16 protein-coding genes are annotated in these 16,345 nt (G+C 72.7%); 5 read left to right on the top strand and 11 right to left on the bottom strand.

Annotation, left to right across the window (positions count from 1 at the left end; translation table 11 throughout):
* Positions 1 to 65 precede the first annotated feature (65 nt).
* Positions 66 to 959 carry a tRNA pseudouridine(38-40) synthase TruA gene (gene truA / locus CPE01_RS09450; protein ID WP_146806404.1) on the bottom strand — a complete coding sequence of 298 codons (894 nt, stop codon included), beginning with the start codon at positions 957 to 959 and terminating at the stop codon, positions 66 to 68.
* A 185-nt stretch (positions 960 to 1,144) separates the two neighbouring features.
* Between truA and CPE01_RS09445 the strand changes: the two genes are divergently transcribed.
* Genes CPE01_RS09445 through CPE01_RS09435 form a run of 3 tightly spaced genes read left to right on the top strand, consistent with a single transcriptional unit; the run spans position 1,145 to position 3,449 of the window.
* Positions 1,145 to 1,909 (top strand): ROK family protein, encoded by a 765-nt coding sequence (locus tag CPE01_RS09445; protein ID WP_146806403.1) that lies wholly within the window; start codon positions 1,145 to 1,147, stop codon positions 1,907 to 1,909.
* Positions 1,910 to 1,960: 51 nt separating this feature from the next.
* Positions 1,961 to 2,875, top strand: a complete 915-nt coding sequence (locus CPE01_RS09440; RefSeq protein ID WP_146806402.1) for a hypothetical protein — start codon at positions 1,961 to 1,963, stop codon at positions 2,873 to 2,875.
* A gap of 43 nt (positions 2,876 to 2,918) precedes the next feature.
* Entirely contained in the window at positions 2,919 to 3,449 is a 531-nt protein-coding gene (locus CPE01_RS09435) for a DUF488 domain-containing protein (RefSeq protein WP_146806401.1), read from the top strand.
* On the opposite strand, the gene CPE01_RS09430 is transcribed toward CPE01_RS09435, so the two are convergent.
* Entirely contained in the window at positions 3,425 to 4,213 is a 789-nt protein-coding gene (locus CPE01_RS09430; RefSeq protein WP_146806400.1) for an alpha/beta fold hydrolase, read from the bottom strand. The two genes, CPE01_RS09435 and CPE01_RS09430, sit on opposite strands and share 25 nt — an antisense overlap.
* 178 nt (positions 4,214 to 4,391) lie before the next feature.
* On the opposite strand from CPE01_RS09430, the gene CPE01_RS09425 reads away from it, so the two are divergent.
* Complete coding sequence (locus CPE01_RS09425) at positions 4,392 to 8,960, top strand: beta strand repeat-containing protein (protein WP_146806399.1); 4,569 nt, start codon at positions 4,392 to 4,394, stop codon at positions 8,958 to 8,960.
* Positions 8,961 to 9,126: 166 nt separating this feature from the next.
* Entirely contained in the window at positions 9,127 to 9,513 is a 387-nt protein-coding gene (locus CPE01_RS09420) for a VOC family protein (protein ID WP_146806398.1), read from the top strand.
* 159 nt (positions 9,514 to 9,672) lie between these two features.
* Here CPE01_RS09420 and rplQ read toward each other — a convergent pair whose 3' ends face one another.
* From rplQ to secY, 9 genes are all read right to left on the bottom strand, one after another.
* Complete coding sequence (gene rplQ, locus CPE01_RS09415) at positions 9,673 to 10,218, bottom strand: 50S ribosomal protein L17 (RefSeq protein WP_146806397.1); 546 nt, start codon at positions 10,216 to 10,218, stop codon at positions 9,673 to 9,675.
* Between the two features lie 56 nt (positions 10,219 to 10,274).
* Entirely contained in the window at positions 10,275 to 11,285 is a 1,011-nt protein-coding gene (locus CPE01_RS09410; RefSeq protein ID WP_146806396.1) for a DNA-directed RNA polymerase subunit alpha, read from the bottom strand.
* 152 nt (positions 11,286 to 11,437) lie between these two features.
* On the bottom strand, positions 11,438 to 11,839 hold the full coding sequence (gene rpsK / locus CPE01_RS09405) for a 30S ribosomal protein S11 (protein ID WP_019136350.1): 402 nt from the start codon (positions 11,837 to 11,839) through the stop codon (positions 11,438 to 11,440).
* Between the two features lie 45 nt (positions 11,840 to 11,884).
* Positions 11,885 to 12,265, bottom strand: a complete 381-nt coding sequence (gene rpsM / locus CPE01_RS09400; protein ID WP_146806395.1) for a 30S ribosomal protein S13 — start codon at positions 12,263 to 12,265, stop codon at positions 11,885 to 11,887.
* A gap of 229 nt (positions 12,266 to 12,494) precedes the next feature.
* Positions 12,495 to 12,608, bottom strand: a complete 114-nt coding sequence (gene rpmJ, locus CPE01_RS09395; protein WP_013117849.1) for a 50S ribosomal protein L36 — start codon at positions 12,606 to 12,608, stop codon at positions 12,495 to 12,497.
* Positions 12,609 to 12,665: 57 nt separating this feature from the next.
* On the bottom strand, positions 12,666 to 12,887 hold the full coding sequence (gene infA / locus CPE01_RS09390) for a translation initiation factor IF-1 (RefSeq protein WP_013770189.1): 222 nt from the start codon (positions 12,885 to 12,887) through the stop codon (positions 12,666 to 12,668).
* 388 nt (positions 12,888 to 13,275) lie between these two features.
* On the bottom strand, positions 13,276 to 14,118 hold the full coding sequence (map, locus tag CPE01_RS09385) for a type I methionyl aminopeptidase (protein WP_146806495.1): 843 nt from the start codon (positions 14,116 to 14,118) through the stop codon (positions 13,276 to 13,278).
* 26 nt (positions 14,119 to 14,144) lie between these two features.
* Positions 14,145 to 14,723 (bottom strand): adenylate kinase, encoded by a 579-nt coding sequence (locus CPE01_RS09380; RefSeq protein ID WP_146806394.1) that lies wholly within the window; start codon positions 14,721 to 14,723, stop codon positions 14,145 to 14,147.
* Complete coding sequence (gene secY / locus CPE01_RS09375; RefSeq protein ID WP_146806393.1) at positions 14,720 to 16,018, bottom strand: preprotein translocase subunit SecY; 1,299 nt, start codon at positions 16,016 to 16,018, stop codon at positions 14,720 to 14,722. Before secY ends, CPE01_RS09380 begins: the two co-directional genes overlap by 4 nt.
* Between the last annotated feature and the right edge of the window lie 327 nt (positions 16,019 to 16,345).

The raw sequence follows: 16,345 nt of genomic DNA, 5'->3' as shown, positions 1-16,345 counted from the left end.
CACACCCGAAGGTGACTCATCCCTCATCCTGGCCGCGTGCGGCGTCGACCGCCACGCCCCGCGAGTCAGCAGCAGCCGGCCGCCGGCGCCACCTCGTCGGCACCGCGGCGCGCACGCGTCTGCCCGGCGCGCGCCTCGAGCTCGTCGTCGGGCGGGTACTCGACCGCCTCGAGCGTCAGCCCGTGCGCCGCGACGACGTGCGCGGCCGCGTCCCGGCGTCGCGCCTCGAGCAGCTCCGCGGGCCACGTCACCGCTCGCCGTCCCTCGCCCACGGCGAGGCTCGCGCCGACGAGCGAGCGGACCATCGAGTGGCAGAACGCGTCGGCCTGCACGGTCGCGACGACCAGGCCGGCGTCGGCGCCGTCCGTCGGCCGGGCCCACTCGAAGCGCTCGAGGGTGCGGATCGTCGTCGCCTCCGGGCGCGGCTTGCAGTACGCCGCGAAGTCGTGCAGCCCGACGAGCGGCGCGGCCGCCCCGTGCATCGCGTCGACATCCAGCGCGCGGGTGTGCCACAGCACGTGGCTGCGCGTCAGGGGGTCTCGCGCCGCGGCGTCGTCGCAGATGCGATAGGTGTACCGGCGGCGCAGCGCGGAGAACCGCGCGTCGAACCCCGCCGGCGCGAGCGTCACGCGGTGCACGACGAGGTCCGGCGGGAGCACCCCCGCCAGGCGCGTGACCAGCGCGTCGAGCGGGTCGCGCTCGCTGCGTCCGCGCGCCGCCGCGAGCGCCTCGTCGTCCACGTCCACGTGAGCGACCTGCCCGCGTGCGTGCACCCCGGCGTCGGTGCGTCCCGCGACGACGAGCCGCGGTGCCGCCACCCCGCGCGGTCCGGTGCGCAGGACCGTCGCGAGCCCGTCCTCGAGCGTGCCCTGCACGGTGCGCAGCGCGGGCTGCCGCGCCCACCCGGCGAAGTCGCTCCCGTCGTACGCGAGGTCCAGACGCAGGCGCACGGCAGTCACCCCACCACGCTACCGGCCCTCCCGCGCACCCAGACGCGCGCGACCTCGCTCCGAGGACGCCGCCTCCGGGGACTGCCGGATCGGGCACCGCTGCCAAGAAGCTCGACTCCCCGCGGTGACGACGCGCTGACCTGCCGCCCGGATGCGCCGCCTCGTCGGGGCGCGGTGTCGTCTAGCGTGGCGGTGTGCCTGGGACCGATCCGTACACGCTCGCCGTGGACTGCGGCGGGGGAGGCATCAAGGCGTCGGTGCTCGACGCCGCCGGGACGTTGCACGCGCCCGCGGTGCGCGTGCCCACGCCGTACCCGCTGCCGCCCCAGCGGCTCGTCGACACGATCGCGGGTATCGCGGCGGACCTGCCGCGCGCGGACCGCCTGACGGTCGGGATGCCGGGGATGATCCGGCACGGCGTGGTCGTCGCGACGCCGCACTACGTCACGCGGCACGGGCCGCGCACCGCGGTCGACCCCGACCTCGTCGTCGCGTGGTCGGGCTGCGACGTGCGCGCGATGCTCGAGGACGGGCTCGGGCTGCCGACGATCGTGCTGAACGACGCCGAGGTGCACGGCGCGGGCGTGGTCTCCGGGACGGGGCTCGAGCTGGTGCTCACGCTCGGCACCGGGCTCGGCTCGGCGCTGTTCGACGGCGGGTCCATCGCCCCGCACCTCGAGCTGTCGCACGCGCCCGTGCGGCGACTGGTCACCTACGACGAGTTCATCGGGCAGCCGGAGCGCCGACGGCTCGGCAACGCGCTGTGGTCGCGGCGCGTGCAGCGCGTCGTCGAAGGCTTCCGACCGGTGTTCCACTGGGACCGCCTGTACCTGGGCGGGGGCAACGCCCGCCACGTGACGCCCACAGTGCTCGAGCGGCTCGGGGACGACGTCGTCGTCGTACCGAACCAGGCGGGGATCGTCGGCGGGGTGCGCGCCTGGACGCTGACGCGACCCTGACGCGCGCTGTGATGTCCGACGGCGGGCGGCGGGGCGTTACGGTGTCTCGCCATGGGCTGGTTCTCCCGACGACGTGACGACGACACCCCTGCTCAGAGCGGTGACGCACCCGACGACGCGCTCGCTCCCCTCACCCGCGCCGACGCGGACTGGTTGCGCGGGGTCGCGGCCGAGGCGTTCGCCGGCATCGGCGTGCCCGGCGTGGCCGTACGCCCCGACCACCTGGTCGACGCCGACGGCAAGGAGTACGGCCTGACGAACCTCGCCGCGATCCTCGCGCAGCAGGACCGCGGGCAGTGGCAGTCGGTCGTCGACGGCCACGTGGCGTCGCTGGCACTCGCGCGTGAGCGCGCCGGGGCGACGTACGACGAGGTCGCCGACCTGCTCGTCGCGCGGGTCATGGTCGAGGCGGACCTGCCGCGGGTCGTGCCCGCGGCGGGCCCGCAGCTCGGCGGCGGGCTGTGCGTGCGCGCCGCGATCGACTACCCGGAGGCCGTCTCGATCCTGTACGACGACACGCGAGTCGGCGGTTGGGACGTGACCGGCGAGGCCGCGCTCGCGGGCCTGCGCACGCTGCCCGCCCCGATGCACGAGACGCTCGACCACGACGTCCACCTGTTCGAGGCGCCCGACTTCTTCGGCGCCTCGCGCGTGCTCGTGCACGACGAGCTGCTCGACTCGGTCGGCCTGACCGACCGGCCGTTCGGCACGCTCGTCGTGCTGCCCTCGCGCGCGTTCCTCGCGGTGCACGTGCTGCGGGACGCGACGGTGGTCCACGCGCTGCACCTCATGGCGCAGCTCGGGAAGGCGGGCGAGACGCAGCCGGGGACGATGAGCCCGCACGTCTACTACCGCTCGACGGACGGCACGTTGCAGCAGGTCACGCAGTACACGGACGACAAGGTCGACGTCGTCGTCGATGGCGCGTTCGCGCGTGCGATGCACGACGCCCGGCTGATCGACTGACGCTCGACGCGCCCCTCGTGCACCGCGTGGGCAGGATGGCGCGATGAGCGAGAGTCCCGGGACGGTGTGGACGGTCGGTCACTCGACGCGACCGTTCGACGAGCTGCGCGCGATGCTCGAGGAGGCCGGCGTGACCTGCCTGGTCGACGTGCGCCGGTTCGCCGGTTCGCGGCGCAACCCGCAGTACTCGCCCGACGCGCTGCGTGAGCGGCTCGGCGACGCCTACCTTCCGCTGCCCGGCCTCGGGGGCCGCCGCACGCCCGCGCCGGACTCGCCCAACGACGCCTGGCGCGTCGCCGCGTTCCGGGGTTACGCGGACCACCTCACGAGCGAGGAGTACCGCTCCGCGCGCGGCGAGCTGACGGCCCGCGCGCGGGGCGAGCGGTGCGCGGTGATGTGCGCCGAGGCGGTCTGGTGGCGCTGCCACCGCCGGCTCATCGCGGACGACCTCACGGTGCGCGGCTGGCACGTGCTGCACCTCATGGGTCCGGGCAAGGCCGTGCCTCACCCGCTGCACCCCGACGCGCGCGTGGTCGACGGGACGCTGCGCTACCCCGCCGAGCCCGTCCGCTGAGGGACCGCGGGCTGCGCAGCCACGCGCTGGGCACCCGTCTGGGCGTCCAGCGGCAACCGGCACACCTCGTCGTACGCCTCCAGCACGACGCGCGTGAACCGCACGGGCGCGACGACGCTCACCAGGTGCGTCGCGCCCGGGACGACGACGAGCCGCCCGTCGCCGCACGCGGCGAGGTACGCACGCTCGTCGCCGCGGAAGTGGTCGTAGCGGCCGTTGACGAGCCAGACCGGGACGCGGACCCGGGCGAGGTCCGCCACGGGGTCCAGCGCGCCGACCTCGCGCAGCACGTCGGCCATGACATCGAGCGCGAAACCGCCTGCGGCCAGGTCCGCCCCTGCCGTCGCGGGCAGCATGAGGCGCACGAACGCGTCGTTGAGGCCCGCACCGCGGTCGGGGAGCCGCGCGAGCGCCGCCGCGAGCGCCGCCCACCCGCCGACGAGCACGCGCCGCGGCCGCGTGCAGCACCCCGCGGCGACCAGGCCGACGACCTGCTCGGGGTGCCGGGCGGCGTACGTGACCCCGACGTACCCGCCGAGCGACAGCCCGACGACGAGCGCCTTCCCGCCGAGCGCGCCGACCGCGTCGGCGATCGTCGCGACCGCCGCGTCGACGCTGAACCGCTCGTCGGCGCGCGTACCGTGACCCGGCAGGTCGACCGCCGTCGTCGGGATCCCGGCGCGGGCGAGCGCCTCCGTCTGCGGCCGCCACATGGTGCGCGACGTGCGCACGCCGTGGACGAGCACCACCCCCACGTCCCCCATCCGCCGACCGTATCGCGGACACCGCGCCGCGCGTCCCACCCGTTCGGCCCAGGACCAACCCCCGTGATTCCGACATGACTGATCTGGGGCATGTCGAACCGGGACGTTGGTCCGTAGCGTCGTCGCGTCGACGCTCGGTGGACTCCCCCACCACGAGCGCACCCGTCGCGAGGACCCCATGCGCATCCCTGCCCCACTTCGGCGCGCCACCGCAGCGCTCGCCACCGCCACGCTCGCCCTGACGACGCTCGTCGCGGGGCTCGCCGCACCCGCCGCCGCCGCCGCCGAGGTCGCGTTCAGCGTCGACGACTTCGCCGGCAACGCGATCGGGACGCGGGCCCTGGTCCCGGGGAACTACTCGTGCACGCCGTCGGGCAACAACACCCTGACGATGGGCACCGGGACGATGAAGATCGACGCGCGGGTGCCCGACTCGATCGGGTGCAACTACGCGAACGCCCAGGTCACCTGGACCGCGGACTCGCTGGTGAACCTCGAGCAGGGCGGCGCGGACCGCCTCGAGCTCCGCTACCGCGACGTGACGCCGAACCAGCCGTCGGCCGTGAGCTTCGGCGTCGCCGCCGAGGACGTGAACGGCAAGGTCGCGAGCGCCAACGGCCTCACGCGCAACGGCGGGGCCGCCGGTGACTGGCTCACGATCCGCTACGCGCCCGCCTACGTCGGCGACGTGGCGGTCTTCAGCTTCCCGTCGGGCTTCGACCGCAGCCGGGTCAAGAAGATCACCCTGTTCGTCTCGGCGACGGAGTCGAACCGGAACGTCTCCGTGACGTTCGAGGGCATCGGCACGAACGTCGGCGAGCCGGTCTACCAGGCGCCCGCGTTCGCCGGCACGGACGCGCTCGTCTTCCCGCCGTCGACGTCCACGACCCGCACCGTCACCGTGACCGGCAACCCCGCACCGGACGTCAGTGTCACCTCGGGGAAGCCGACCTGGATGACGGTCACGACGAGCAAGTCCGGCTCGACGACGACCGTCTCGCTCTCGGGCAACCCTGGCACGGCCTACGCCGACAGCACGATCACGCTGCACGCCGACGTCGCGAACGCGCTCACCGCGGACGCGACCATCCCCGTGGTGGTCCCGTCACCCGTGTCGGTCACCTCCACCGGCGCGACCGCGACGCTCGACACGGTCACCAGTGCGAGCATCGGCACCGCGACCTCCACGCCCGCGTCCTCGATCCTCGGGCCGACCACGGGGCTGCCCCCGGGCACCTCCCTGTCGATGTCGGGCTCGGACGTCCGGCTCACCGGCACCCCCACGGCCACCGGCACCTACACGGTGACGACGACCGTGGGCAACGCCTACCGGACCGCGCCGCTCAGCACCCAGGTCGTCGTCGGTTCGGAGCCCACGGTGGCTGCCGTCCCCGACCTCACGGTGGCCCGCGGCGAGGACTTCGAGATCCCGATCACGACGACCGGCTACCCCGCGCCGACGGTCTCGTTCGAGGACCTGCCGGCCTGGGCGAGCTACGCCGACGGGGTTCTCAGTGGCACCGCTCCGACCACGGACGGCTCGGTCTCGGTCAGGGTGTCCGTCGCCAACGCGTGGGGCACCGCGGTCGACGACTTCACGATCACCCACGGTGCGCGACCCACGGTGACCGCGCCCACCACGACCGTCGTCACCGCCGGGGTGCCCACGACGCTGCCGCTGACGGTGGCCGACGTGAGCTCGGCGTCGGCGACAGGCTTGCCCGCAGGGCTGTCGGTCGTGCGCTCGAGCGCCACCTCCGTGGCGATCACCGGGACGCCGACCCGCCCGACGAGCACCTCCGAGGCATCCGGCACCGCGACGATCAGCGCCACGAACCCGTACGGGACGGCCACCGCCAGCTGGGCCTGGACGGTCCAGGCGGCGCCGGTGATCGCCGCGCCCGCGTCGGCGGCGACGGTGGTCGGGTACCCCTTCTCCGACGCGACGTTCACCGTCACCGGGTATCCCACGCCCACGCTCACCACGTCGGTCCTCGACGGGGCGTCGCTGCCGACGGGGGTCTCGTTCGACACGAGCACGCCCGGCGTCGTCACGGTGGTGGGGACGCCGACCACGTCCGGGACGATCACCGTCCGCGTCACCGCGGACAACGGCGTCGGCTCGCCCGTGTCGCGGGACATGGAGCTCACGACGATGCGGCCGCCGGCGTTCGCCCAGTCGTCGTCGATGCTGACGGTCGCGGCGGGTGCCTCCGAGTCGCTGGTGGTCGAGTGGAGCGGGTACTACGCGCCGACGCTGTCGATCCGCGAGACGCTGCCGTCGTGGCTCGACTTCGACGCCGGGACCGGCACGTTCGTCGCCTCTCCGCCGGCAGGCGTCGCGGGCGTGTTCGGCCCGTACCACGTCGACGCGTCGAACCCCGCGGGCGCCGCGAGCACGCTCGTGCGGGTCACGGTCACCGCGCCGCCGTCCATCGCGCTCCAGCTCGGCGGCTACACGGGCCTCGTCGACGCCGACATGACCGAGTGGACGATCGCGACGTTCAGCGGCCACCCCGCGCCGGACATCGAGGTCACGGACCTGCCACCGGGCGTCGTCGCGACGGTCGCCGACGGCGAGGTCACCCTGACGGGCACGCCGACCGCCACCGGCACGTACTCCGCCACGATCACCGCGACGAACGCGCACGGCACCGACACGGCGCAGTTCCCGCTCGAGATCACGGCACCTGCGTCGCTCTCGGCGCCGACGTCCCTGGCGATCCCGATGGGTGTCGCGGCGACGCTGCCCATCACCGTGGGCGGCTACCCGCGGCCCACGCTCGAGGCCAGCGGCCTGCCGGCAGGCCTCGTGCTCGACGGTGCCGCGGGCACGGTCTCCGGCACGCCGACGACGCCCGGCCGCTACACGGTCCAGCTCGAGGTCACGTTCGGGTCCGGCTCGATCGGGGTGGACCCGGTGACCATGACGCTCGACGTCACCGCGGCCCCGAGCTTCGCCGCGGCCCCCACGACGACGACCCTGCGCCACCTCGTGGCCGCCGACGTCGCCGCCTTCACGGTCGCCGGCCACCCGACACCCACCGCGACCGCGACCGGGCTCCCCGCGGGCCTCACGCTCGCGCAGGACGGCTCGTCGGTGCGGCTCGTCGGCACGCCGGCGCAGACCGGCACGTTCGAGGTCACGGTCGAGCTCGAGTCGGTCGTCGGCACCGACGAGGCCGAGTGGACCGTCGTCGTGCAGGACCCGGCGACCGTCGACGCGCCGAGCACCGTCACGACGGACGTCGACGAGGCGATCGCGCCGATCGTCGTCGTCACGGGCGGGTACCCCGCTCCGACGGTCACCGCCGACGGGCTGCCCGACGGGCTCGCGCTCGTGACCGACGGCAGCGGCTCGCGCATCGTCGGGACGCCCACGCAGGACGGTGCGCACACCGTCACGCTCACGGCCGACAACGGCGTGGGCACGCCAGCGAGCACGAGCGTCGCGCTGCACGTGCACTCGACCCCGGCCCTGGGCGCCGACCGCACCGCCACGTTCCCGGCGGGCACGACGAGCACGCTGACGCTCACGCCCACGGGCTACCCCGCCCCGTCCCTGACGACGTCCGCGCTGCCGTCGTGGCTCGCGTTCGACTCGACCACCGCGACGTTCACCGCGACGCCCGACGCGGCCCACCAGGGCGCCGACGAGGCGGTCGAGGTCACCGCCACGAACACCGCCGGGACGGACACGCTCACGATCGACCTCGTCGTGACCGCCGCCCCGAGCGCCGCGGACACCGACGGCACGACGACCGTGCGCTCGGGTGCTCCCGTCGACGTCGCCCTCACGACCGTGACCGGGCACCCCACGCCGACCCTCACGGCCAGCGGCCTGCCGGACGGGCTCGACGTCGCCCTCGTCGCCGGCGAGCTGCGCCTGACGGGCACGACGACCGCGACCGGCACGCACGACGTCGAGCTCACACTCGCGAACGGCTCGGCCGCGGACCTCACGGTCGCGTGGACGGTCGTCGTCGAGGCACCCGCAGGCCTCACCGGCCCGACCGACCTGCGGCTCACGCAGGACGACGCGGTCGACGAGACCTTCGCCGCGACCGGCTACCCCGTCCCGAGCGTCACCGCCGCGGGTCTGCCCGCGGGCCTCAGCTGGATCCCCGCGACGGGCGGGGGCCGCCTCGTCGGCACGCCGCGCGACCCGGGGACGTCGACCGTGACCCTCACCGCGCACAACGGCGTGGACGCCGACGCGGTCCACGAGGTGACGATCGACGTCGAGCCCCGAGCCGTCGCCGTCGCCCTGTCGGTCACGAGCGCGGCCGTCGGTGGGTCCCTCGACGTCCGGGCGTCCGGGCTGCAGCCCGACGAGCAGGTCGAGGTCTGGCTGCACTCGACGCCACGGCTCCTCGCCCGCACGCAGGCGGACGCCACGGGTGAGCTCAGCCTGCGCGTGACCGTGCCCGCCGACACGCCCGTGGGCACGCACACCGTCGTCGTCGAAGCCGCCTCAGGCGCCATCGGGACCGCCACGGTGCAGGTCCTGCCCGCCGCGGCGCCCTCCCCCACGCCGACGCCCACCGCACCCGTCACCGACCCGACGGACCCGGCGGACCCGGGTGACGAGCCCGCGCCCACCCCGGCCCCGACCAGCGGAACGGAGCCCGACGACGGCGACGACCTCGCCGTGACCGGGAGCGACGTCGTCGGACTGCTGGCGGCCGGGCTGCTCGTGCTCCTCTCGGGTGTCGTGGTCCTGGCGGTCCGACGCCGGCGGGTCTGACGCACACCCGGCGGAGCTGACGCACGGCCGACCCGACGCGCGGCCAGGAGCGCACGAGAACGACGGACGAGGAGGGCGGCTACCCCGCGCGGGTGCCCGCCCTCCTCGTCGCGCCCGGTTCGCGCGCGGCGTAGCGTGGCCCGGTCGTCGACCCACCGGAGGACGCATGGACAGGCCCACCCTGCGGCTCACGTCCGTCACGATCGGCACGGACGAACCCGGCCGGCTCGCGGCGTTCTACGCGCGGCTCCTCGGCGGCTCGGTCACGGCCGACGACCCGGCGACGGCCGCGGGTCCCGGCTGGGCGCAGGTGCGCGTGCCGGACGGGCCGACCCTCAACTTCGAGGGCGAGGTGCAGTTCCGACGTCCGGTCTGGCCCGCGGTCCCCGGCGGGCAGAACGCCACCGAGCACCTGGACATCCGGGTCGAGGACCTGGACGCGGCGGCCGCCTGGGCGGTCGAGGCCGGGGCGACGCTCGCGGAGGTGCAACCGCAGGACGACGTCCGCGTGCTGCTCGACCCGTCCGGCCACCCCTTCTGCCTGTTCCTGTGAAGCGCTGACGTCATCGACGGACGTCGCTCCCCAGAGCTGCGTCGCCAGGCGGGGCGACGAGGCCCGGGCAGCGATGGCACGACCGAGCAGACACCGCGCGGCAACGCACGAGGGCCCGGACACCACACGGTGTCCGGGCCCTCGACGTTGCGTAGGGACTCAGGCCTTGTCGTCGGCCTTGTCCTCGGCGGGCGCCTCGTCGGCGACGGGAGCGTCCTCGACGACGGTCTCCTCGACCTTGGCGTCCTCGACCTGGGCGTCCTCAGCCTTGTCGGCCTTCTTCGCCTTCGGCGCGGCCTTCGCAGTGGCCTTCGTGGCCTCCTTGACGACGGCCTGCTTCGGCGAGAGCGGCTCGCGCACGATCTCGATCACGGCGAGGGGCGCGTTGTCACCCTTGCGCGGACCGATCTTCGTGATGCGCGTGTAGCCACCGTTGCGCTCGGCCAGTGCCGGGGCGATCTCGGTGAAGAGCACGTGCACGACGCTCTTGTCCTTGACGACGGTCAGCACGCGACGACGCGCGTGCAGGTCGCCGCGCTTCGCGAACGTGATGAGGCGCTCGGCGAGCGGACGCAGGCGCTTGGCCTTCGCCTCGGTCGTCGTGATGCGGCCGTGCTCGAACAGCTGGGTCGCGAGGTTCGCGAGGATCAGCCGCTCGTGCGCGGGACCGCCACCGAGCCGGGGACCCTTGGTGGGCGTGGGCATGGTCAGTTCTCCTTGAAGTTCTTCGTCAGTACCGAGTCAGTACTGGACCGCTGATGTCAGTACTGCTCGTCCTCGACGAAGTCGCCCTCGTCGTCGCCGTAGTACGCCGACGCGGACGGGTCGAAGTCGAGCGGGCTGTCCTTGAGGGTCAGGCCGAGCTCGGCAAGCTTCTCCTTGACCTCGGTGATCGACTTGGCGCCGAAGTTCCGGATGTCCAGGAGGTCGGCCTCCGACCGGGCGACGAGCTCGCCGACCGTGTGGATGCCCTCACGCTTGAGGCAGTTGTACGACCGGATCGTCAGCTGCAGGTCCTCGATCGGCAGCGCCAGGTCCGCGGCCAGCGCCGCGTCCGTCGGCGACGGGCCGATCTCGATGCCCTCCGCCTCGACGTTGAGCTCGCGAGCCAGACCGAACAGCTCGACGAGCGTCTTGCCGGCCGACGCGAGCGCGTCGCGCGGGCTGATCGCGGCCTTCGTCTCGACGTCGACGATCAGCTTGTCGAAGTCTGTGCGCTGCTCGACACGCGTCGCCTCGACCTTGTAGGTCACCTTGAGGACCGGCGAGTAGATCGAGTCGACCGGGATGCGACCGATCTCGGCGTCGTAGGACTTGTTCTGCGCGGCGGACACGTAACCACGGCCACGCTCGACGGTCAGCTCGATCTCGAGCTTGCCCTTGTCGTTCAGCGTCGCCAGGTGCAGGTCGGGGTTGTGCACCTCGACACCGGCGGGCGGCACGATGTCCGCGGCGGTGACGTCGCCGGGGCCCTGCTTGCGCAGGTACATCACGACGGGCTCGTCGTTCTCCGAGGAGACGACGAGGTTCTTGATGTTGAGGATGATCTCGGTGACGTCCTCCTTGACCCCCGGCACGGTCGAGAACTCGTGCAGGACGCCGTCGATGCGGATCGACGTGACGGCGGCACCGGGGATGGAGGACAGCAGCGTCCGGCGGAGCGAGTTGCCGAGCGTGTAGCCGAAGCCGGGCTCGAGCGGCTCGATGGAGAACCGCGAGCGGATCTCCGAGATGACCTCTTCGGTCAGGGTGGGGCGCTGTGCGATCAGCACGGTGTGATTCCTCTCAGCGGACGTCCGCCATATGACGCCACGCAGGTGTTGCGTTCCCGGTCATGCCTCGGTCCGCATGCCAGGGGATGAGTCTGTGAGCCGCGTGCATCCGTACCGGGCCGGGCAGGGGCTCGGCCCGGTACGGATGTCGGTCAGACGCGGCGGCGCTTCGGCGGGCGGCAGCCGTTGTGCGCCTGCGGCGTCACGTCCTGGATCGAACCGACCTCGAGGCCAGCGGCCTGCAGCGAACGGATCGCCGTCTCACGGCCCGAACCCGGGCCCTTGACGAAGACGTCGACCTTGCGCATGCCGTGCTCCTGCGCACGACGGGCGGCGGCCTCGGCAGCGAGCTGCGCGGCGAACGGCGTCGACTTGCGCGAGCCCTTGAAGCCGACCTGGCCGGACGACGCCGACGAGATCACAGCACCCGAGGGGTCGGTGATCGAGATGATCGTGTTGTTGAACGTGCTCTTGATGTGCGCCTGGCCGTGGGAGACGTTCTTCTTCTCCTTGCGGCGCGGCTTGCGCACAGCGGTGCGGGACTTGGGAGGCATCTGCTCTTCTTCTCTCTACGGATCGGGCTGCCGGCAGCGGGGGCGTTACTTGCGCCCGGCCTTCTTCTTGCCGGCGACGGTGCGCTTCGGGCCCTTGCGGGTACGCGCGTTGGTCTTCGTGCGCTGACCGCGCACGGGAAGGCCACGGCGGTGACGCAGGCCCTCGTAGCAGCCGATCTCGACCTTGCGGCGGATGTCCGCTGCGACCTCACGGCGGAGGTCACCCTCGAGCTTGTAGTTCGCCTCGAGGTGGTCGCGGAGAGCGACGAGCTCGGTGTCCCCGAGGTCCTTGACCCGCAGGTCGCCCGAGATGCCGGTGGCGGCGAGGGTCTGCTTGGCGCGCGTGCGGCCGACCCCGTAGATGTAGGTGAGCGCGATCTCCAGCCGCTTCTCGCGGGGGAGGTCCACTCCAACAAGACGTGCCATGTGCCTGGTGGCTCCTGTAACTGCTCGGAGGTCTTCCGCACCGTCTTCCCGCGTGCTGCGGGCCTCGGCCTCCGAGCCGAGGGTTCGCCGGCGCCGTCCCGTGGGTCCGACCTCGTGGATCAGACCTGGGGTGCGGCCGCCGGAGCGACGATGCGCTTGCCGGACCTGACGGTCCGTGGTGCGTGCCCCGAGCGCACGGGGCGTGGTGCGGCGAGACGCCGCCGGGGCGTCAGCCCTGGCGCTGCTTGTGACGCAGGTTCTCGCAGATCACCTGGACGCGACCGTGCCGGCGGATCACCTTGCACTTGTCGCAGATCTTCTTGACGCTGGGCTTGACCTTCATCGCGTGATTCCTCCGCCGCCGCGCGCCCTCACGGGGCCGACGGCGTTCTCGTGGTGATTACTTGTAGCGGTAGACGATGCGACCGCGGGACAGGTCGTACGGGCTCAGCTCCACCACGACCCGGTCCTCGGGGAGGATCCGGATGTAGTGCTGTCGCATCTTGCCCGAGATGTGGGCGAGCACCTTGTGGCCGTTGGTGAGCTCCACACGGAACATCGCATTCGGGAGCGCCTCGACGACGCTGCCCTCGATCTCGATGACGCCGTCCTTCTTCGCCATGTCCTCCGCTAACTGTCGGTCCTTGTCGAGCACCACGACATCCACGCGCACCGGCGGGACGCCGGTCCGTCGTCGAGATCATGGAAGGGAGCGGGCGCTGCCCCGTCTCGCCCGGCCGGTCTCCCGAACACGTACGACGAACAGAGCGCACACACCCAACGGGCTACTTTACGCCATGCCACCCGTTCGACGAAACCGCTCCACGGACGCGACGACGTGACCTCCGCCTCGTGAGCCGCCCGCCCCGTGCCGTGCGCGCGGCGGGCGGGCGGCGGTCAGCGCCAGGGGACGCTGATCTGCACGGGCGCGGGCGCGAAGGTCCCCGCCGCCCAGGTGCGAGGCCGCCGCGCGCAGCGCGCGGACGCGCTCGGTGCCCCGGGTGGCGTCGTCAGGCCAGAGGGGTCGGCACCACGCCGTGGCGGGCGAGGCCCGCTGCCCCGCCGTCGCGCGCGGTCAGCACCCAGATCCCCTCCTCGAGGATCGCCACGGTGTGCTCCCAGTGGGACGCGCGTGAGCCGTCCTCGGTGACGACCGTCCAGTCGTCGGCCAGGACACGGTTCGCCTCGTCGCCACGCACGATCATCGGCTCGACGGCGACGCACAGACCGGGGCGCACCTTCGCGCCGCGGTCCCGCGTGCGGTAGTTCAGCACGTCCGGCGGCTGGTGCATGGCCGAGCCGATGCCGTGCCCCACGTAGTCCTCGACCACGCCGAAGCGCACTCCCCCGTTGCGGCCCGCCGCGTGCGCGGCGTCGATCACGTCCTCGACCGCGTCACCCACGACGCCCAGCCGGTCCGCGCCGGCGAGCGCGGCGATGCCGGCCCACAGGGCCTCCTCGCCGGTCTCGACGAGCTCGACGTCGGCCGGGTCGCCGGACCCGAGCACGAACGACAGCGCGCTGTCGCCGTGCCAGCCGTCGACGACCGCGCCACAGTCGATCGACACCACGTCACCCTCGACGAGCTCGCGCTCGCCCGGGATGCCGTGCACGACCTCGTCGTTCACGGAGACGCACACGGTCGCCGGGTACCCGTGGTACCCCAGGAAGGATGGCGTCGCGCCGGCCGCCTCGATGACGCGCGCAGCGGCCGCGTCCACGTCGGCGGTCGTCGCCCCCGGGACGGCGGCGGCTCGCGCCGCCTCGAGCGCGTCGGCCACCACGAGCCCCGCGCGACGCATCACGCGCACCTGCTCAGGGGTCTTGTACTCGATCTTCTCCCGGCCGAACACGGCGCCCACCCGTCCCTGCCGTCCGCTCAGCGGGCGGCGGAGCCGATCGCCGACAGCAGGCGGTCCGTGACCTCGTCGACGTCGCCGATGCCGTCGACCTGCGCGAGCAGGCCGCGCTCGGCATAGACGCCCGAGATGGGGGCGGTCTGCTCGGCGTACACGTCGAGGCGGTGCCGGATCACGTCCGCGGTGTCGTCCTCGCGGCCCTCGATCTGCGCGCGCTTGAGCAGGCGCTCGATGACTACCTCGGGGTCCGCCGTGATCTCGACGGCCAGGTCGAGCGTCAGACCAGCGTCCGCCAGGATCGCGTCGAGCTCGGCGACCTGGGCGACGTTGCGCGGGTAGCCGTCGAGCAGGAAGCCCTGCGCGGTGTCGTCCTGCGCGAGCCGGTCGCGGACCATCGCGTTGGTGATCTCGTCGGGCACGAGCGCGCCGCGCGAGGAGTACTCCTGCGCCTTGCGCCCGAGCTCCGTGCCGCCCTTGATGTTGGTGCGGAAGATGTCACCGGTCGAGATCGCCGGGACGCCCAGGCGCTCGGCGAGGCGGGCGGCCTGCGTGCCCTTGCCGGCTCCGGGAGGACCCAGGAGGACCAGACGCGCGCTCATCGGAGGAACCCTTCGTAGTGCCGCTGCTGGAGCTGCGACTCGATCTGCTTGACGGTCTCCAGGCCGACGCCCACGACGATGAGGATCGACGAGCCGCCGAACGGGATGTTCGAGCCGACGTCGAGGATCACGAACGCGATCGTCGGGATCAGCGCCACGATCGCGAGGTACAGCGAACCGGGCGCGGTGATCCGGGAGATGACGTAGCTCAGGTAGTCGGCGGTCGGACGGCCCGCGCGGATGCCCGGGATGAACCCGCCGTACTTCTTCATGTTGTCCGCGACCTCGTCCGGGTTGAACGTGATCGCCGTGTAGAAGTAGCAGAAGAAGATGATCAGCAGGACGTACAGCGCGAGGTGCAGCGGGGCGTCCTGGGCCGCGAGGTTGAGCGAGATCCAGCGGACCCAGCCCGCGGTCTGGTCGCCGAACTGCGCGATGATCCCCGGGATCGCCAGCAGCGACGACGCGAAGATGATCGGGATGACGCCGGCCATGTTGATCTTGATCGGGATGTAGGTGCTCGACCCGCCGTACATGCGGCGCCCGACCATGCGCTTGGCGTACTGCACCGGGATGCGCCGCTGGCTCTGCTCGACGAAGACCACGAGCGCGATGACCAGGACGATGATCGCGAGCACGACCACGAACTTCGTGACGCCGTTGTTGCCACCGGCGATCGACCACATGGCGGTCGGGAAGCTGGCCGCGATCGACGTGAAGATGAGCAGCGACATGCCGTTGCCGACACCGCGCTCGGTGATGAGCTCGCCGAGCCACATGATCAGGCCCGTACCGGCGGTCATCGTGATGACCATGATCACGAGCGTGACCCACGAGCTGTCCGGGATCACGTCGACGGTGCAGCCCGCGAAGAGCTGGCCGCTGCGCGCGATCGTGATGACGGTCGTCGACTGCAGGACCGCCAGGGCGATCGTCAGGTAGCGCGTGTACTGCGTGAGCTTCGCGGTACCGGCCTGACCCTCCTTGTGCAGCTCCTCGAACTTGGGGATCACCACGCGCAGGAGCTGCACGATGATGCTCGCCGTGATGTACGGCATGATCCCGAGCGCGAAGACCGACAGCTGCAGGAGCGCCCCACCGCTGAAGAGGTTCACGAGGCCCAGCAGGTCGTTGCCCGAGCCCATCTCGTCGATGCACTGCTGCACGTTGGGGTAGGACACCCCTGGTGTGGGCAGGAAGGATCCGATGCGGAACACCACCATGATGCCGATGGTGAAGAGCAGCTTCCGCCGCAGGTCGGGCGTCCGGAACGCCCGCACGAATGCGCCTAGCACCTGTCCTCCTGGTAGCCGCCCGTGCGGCACGTCGTCAGCCATGACCTGGCCAAGGCCGCAGCAAGACTACCTGCAACCCGACCGTGCTCTGTCCTCGCGGGTGAGCAGCTCTGCTCCCCGCCTGCTCGCCGACGCCGACGAGCGGCGAGCACGAGCAGTATGCCCCTTGTGCGCCCGCGCTGGGTCCGCTGCCCACCTGGAGGACACGCGGCGCCGCTGCGCGCCCCCGGCGCACGCACGGTCTCGTCGCCGTCGGGACCGCGCTGCGCCGCGTCCGGGGTGCGCGTCCCCTGCTCGCTTGTGGGACGACGAAGCGGGCGGCTCCGG

The sequence above is a fragment of the Cellulomonas persica genome (assembly GCF_007989825.1).
In the GTDB taxonomy this organism is placed as follows: domain Bacteria; phylum Actinomycetota; class Actinomycetes; order Actinomycetales; family Cellulomonadaceae; genus Cellulomonas; species Cellulomonas persica.
The sequence above is the reverse complement of the archived record's forward strand: the minus strand, read 5'-3'. Positions and strand labels throughout refer to the sequence as shown.

Excerpts from the sequence above, each read along its gene's own strand:
- CPE01_RS09440 (WP_146806402.1), top strand. The coding sequence starts at position 1,961 with ATGGGCTGGTTCTCCCGACGACGTGACGACGACACCCCTGCTCAGAGC.
- CPE01_RS09435 (WP_146806401.1), top strand. The coding sequence starts at position 2,919 with ATGAGCGAGAGTCCCGGGACGGTGTGGACGGTCGGTCACTCGACGCGA.
- CPE01_RS09430 (WP_146806400.1), bottom strand. The coding sequence starts at position 4,213 with ATGGGGGACGTGGGGGTGGTGCTCGTCCACGGCGTGCGCACGTCGCGC.
- CPE01_RS09425 (WP_146806399.1), top strand. The coding sequence starts at position 4,392 with ATGCGCATCCCTGCCCCACTTCGGCGCGCCACCGCAGCGCTCGCCACC.
- CPE01_RS09420 (WP_146806398.1), top strand. The coding sequence starts at position 9,127 with ATGGACAGGCCCACCCTGCGGCTCACGTCCGTCACGATCGGCACGGAC.
- rplQ (WP_146806397.1), bottom strand. The coding sequence starts at position 10,218 with ATGCCCACGCCCACCAAGGGTCCCCGGCTCGGTGGCGGTCCCGCGCAC.
- rpsK (WP_019136350.1), bottom strand. The coding sequence starts at position 11,839 with ATGCCTCCCAAGTCCCGCACCGCTGTGCGCAAGCCGCGCCGCAAGGAG.
- rpsM (WP_146806395.1), bottom strand. The coding sequence starts at position 12,265 with ATGGCACGTCTTGTTGGAGTGGACCTCCCCCGCGAGAAGCGGCTGGAG.
- rpmJ (WP_013117849.1), bottom strand. The coding sequence starts at position 12,608 with ATGAAGGTCAAGCCCAGCGTCAAGAAGATCTGCGACAAGTGCAAGGTG.
- infA (WP_013770189.1), bottom strand. The coding sequence starts at position 12,887 with ATGGCGAAGAAGGACGGCGTCATCGAGATCGAGGGCAGCGTCGTCGAG.
- CPE01_RS09380 (WP_146806394.1), bottom strand. The coding sequence starts at position 14,723 with ATGAGCGCGCGTCTGGTCCTCCTGGGTCCTCCCGGAGCCGGCAAGGGC.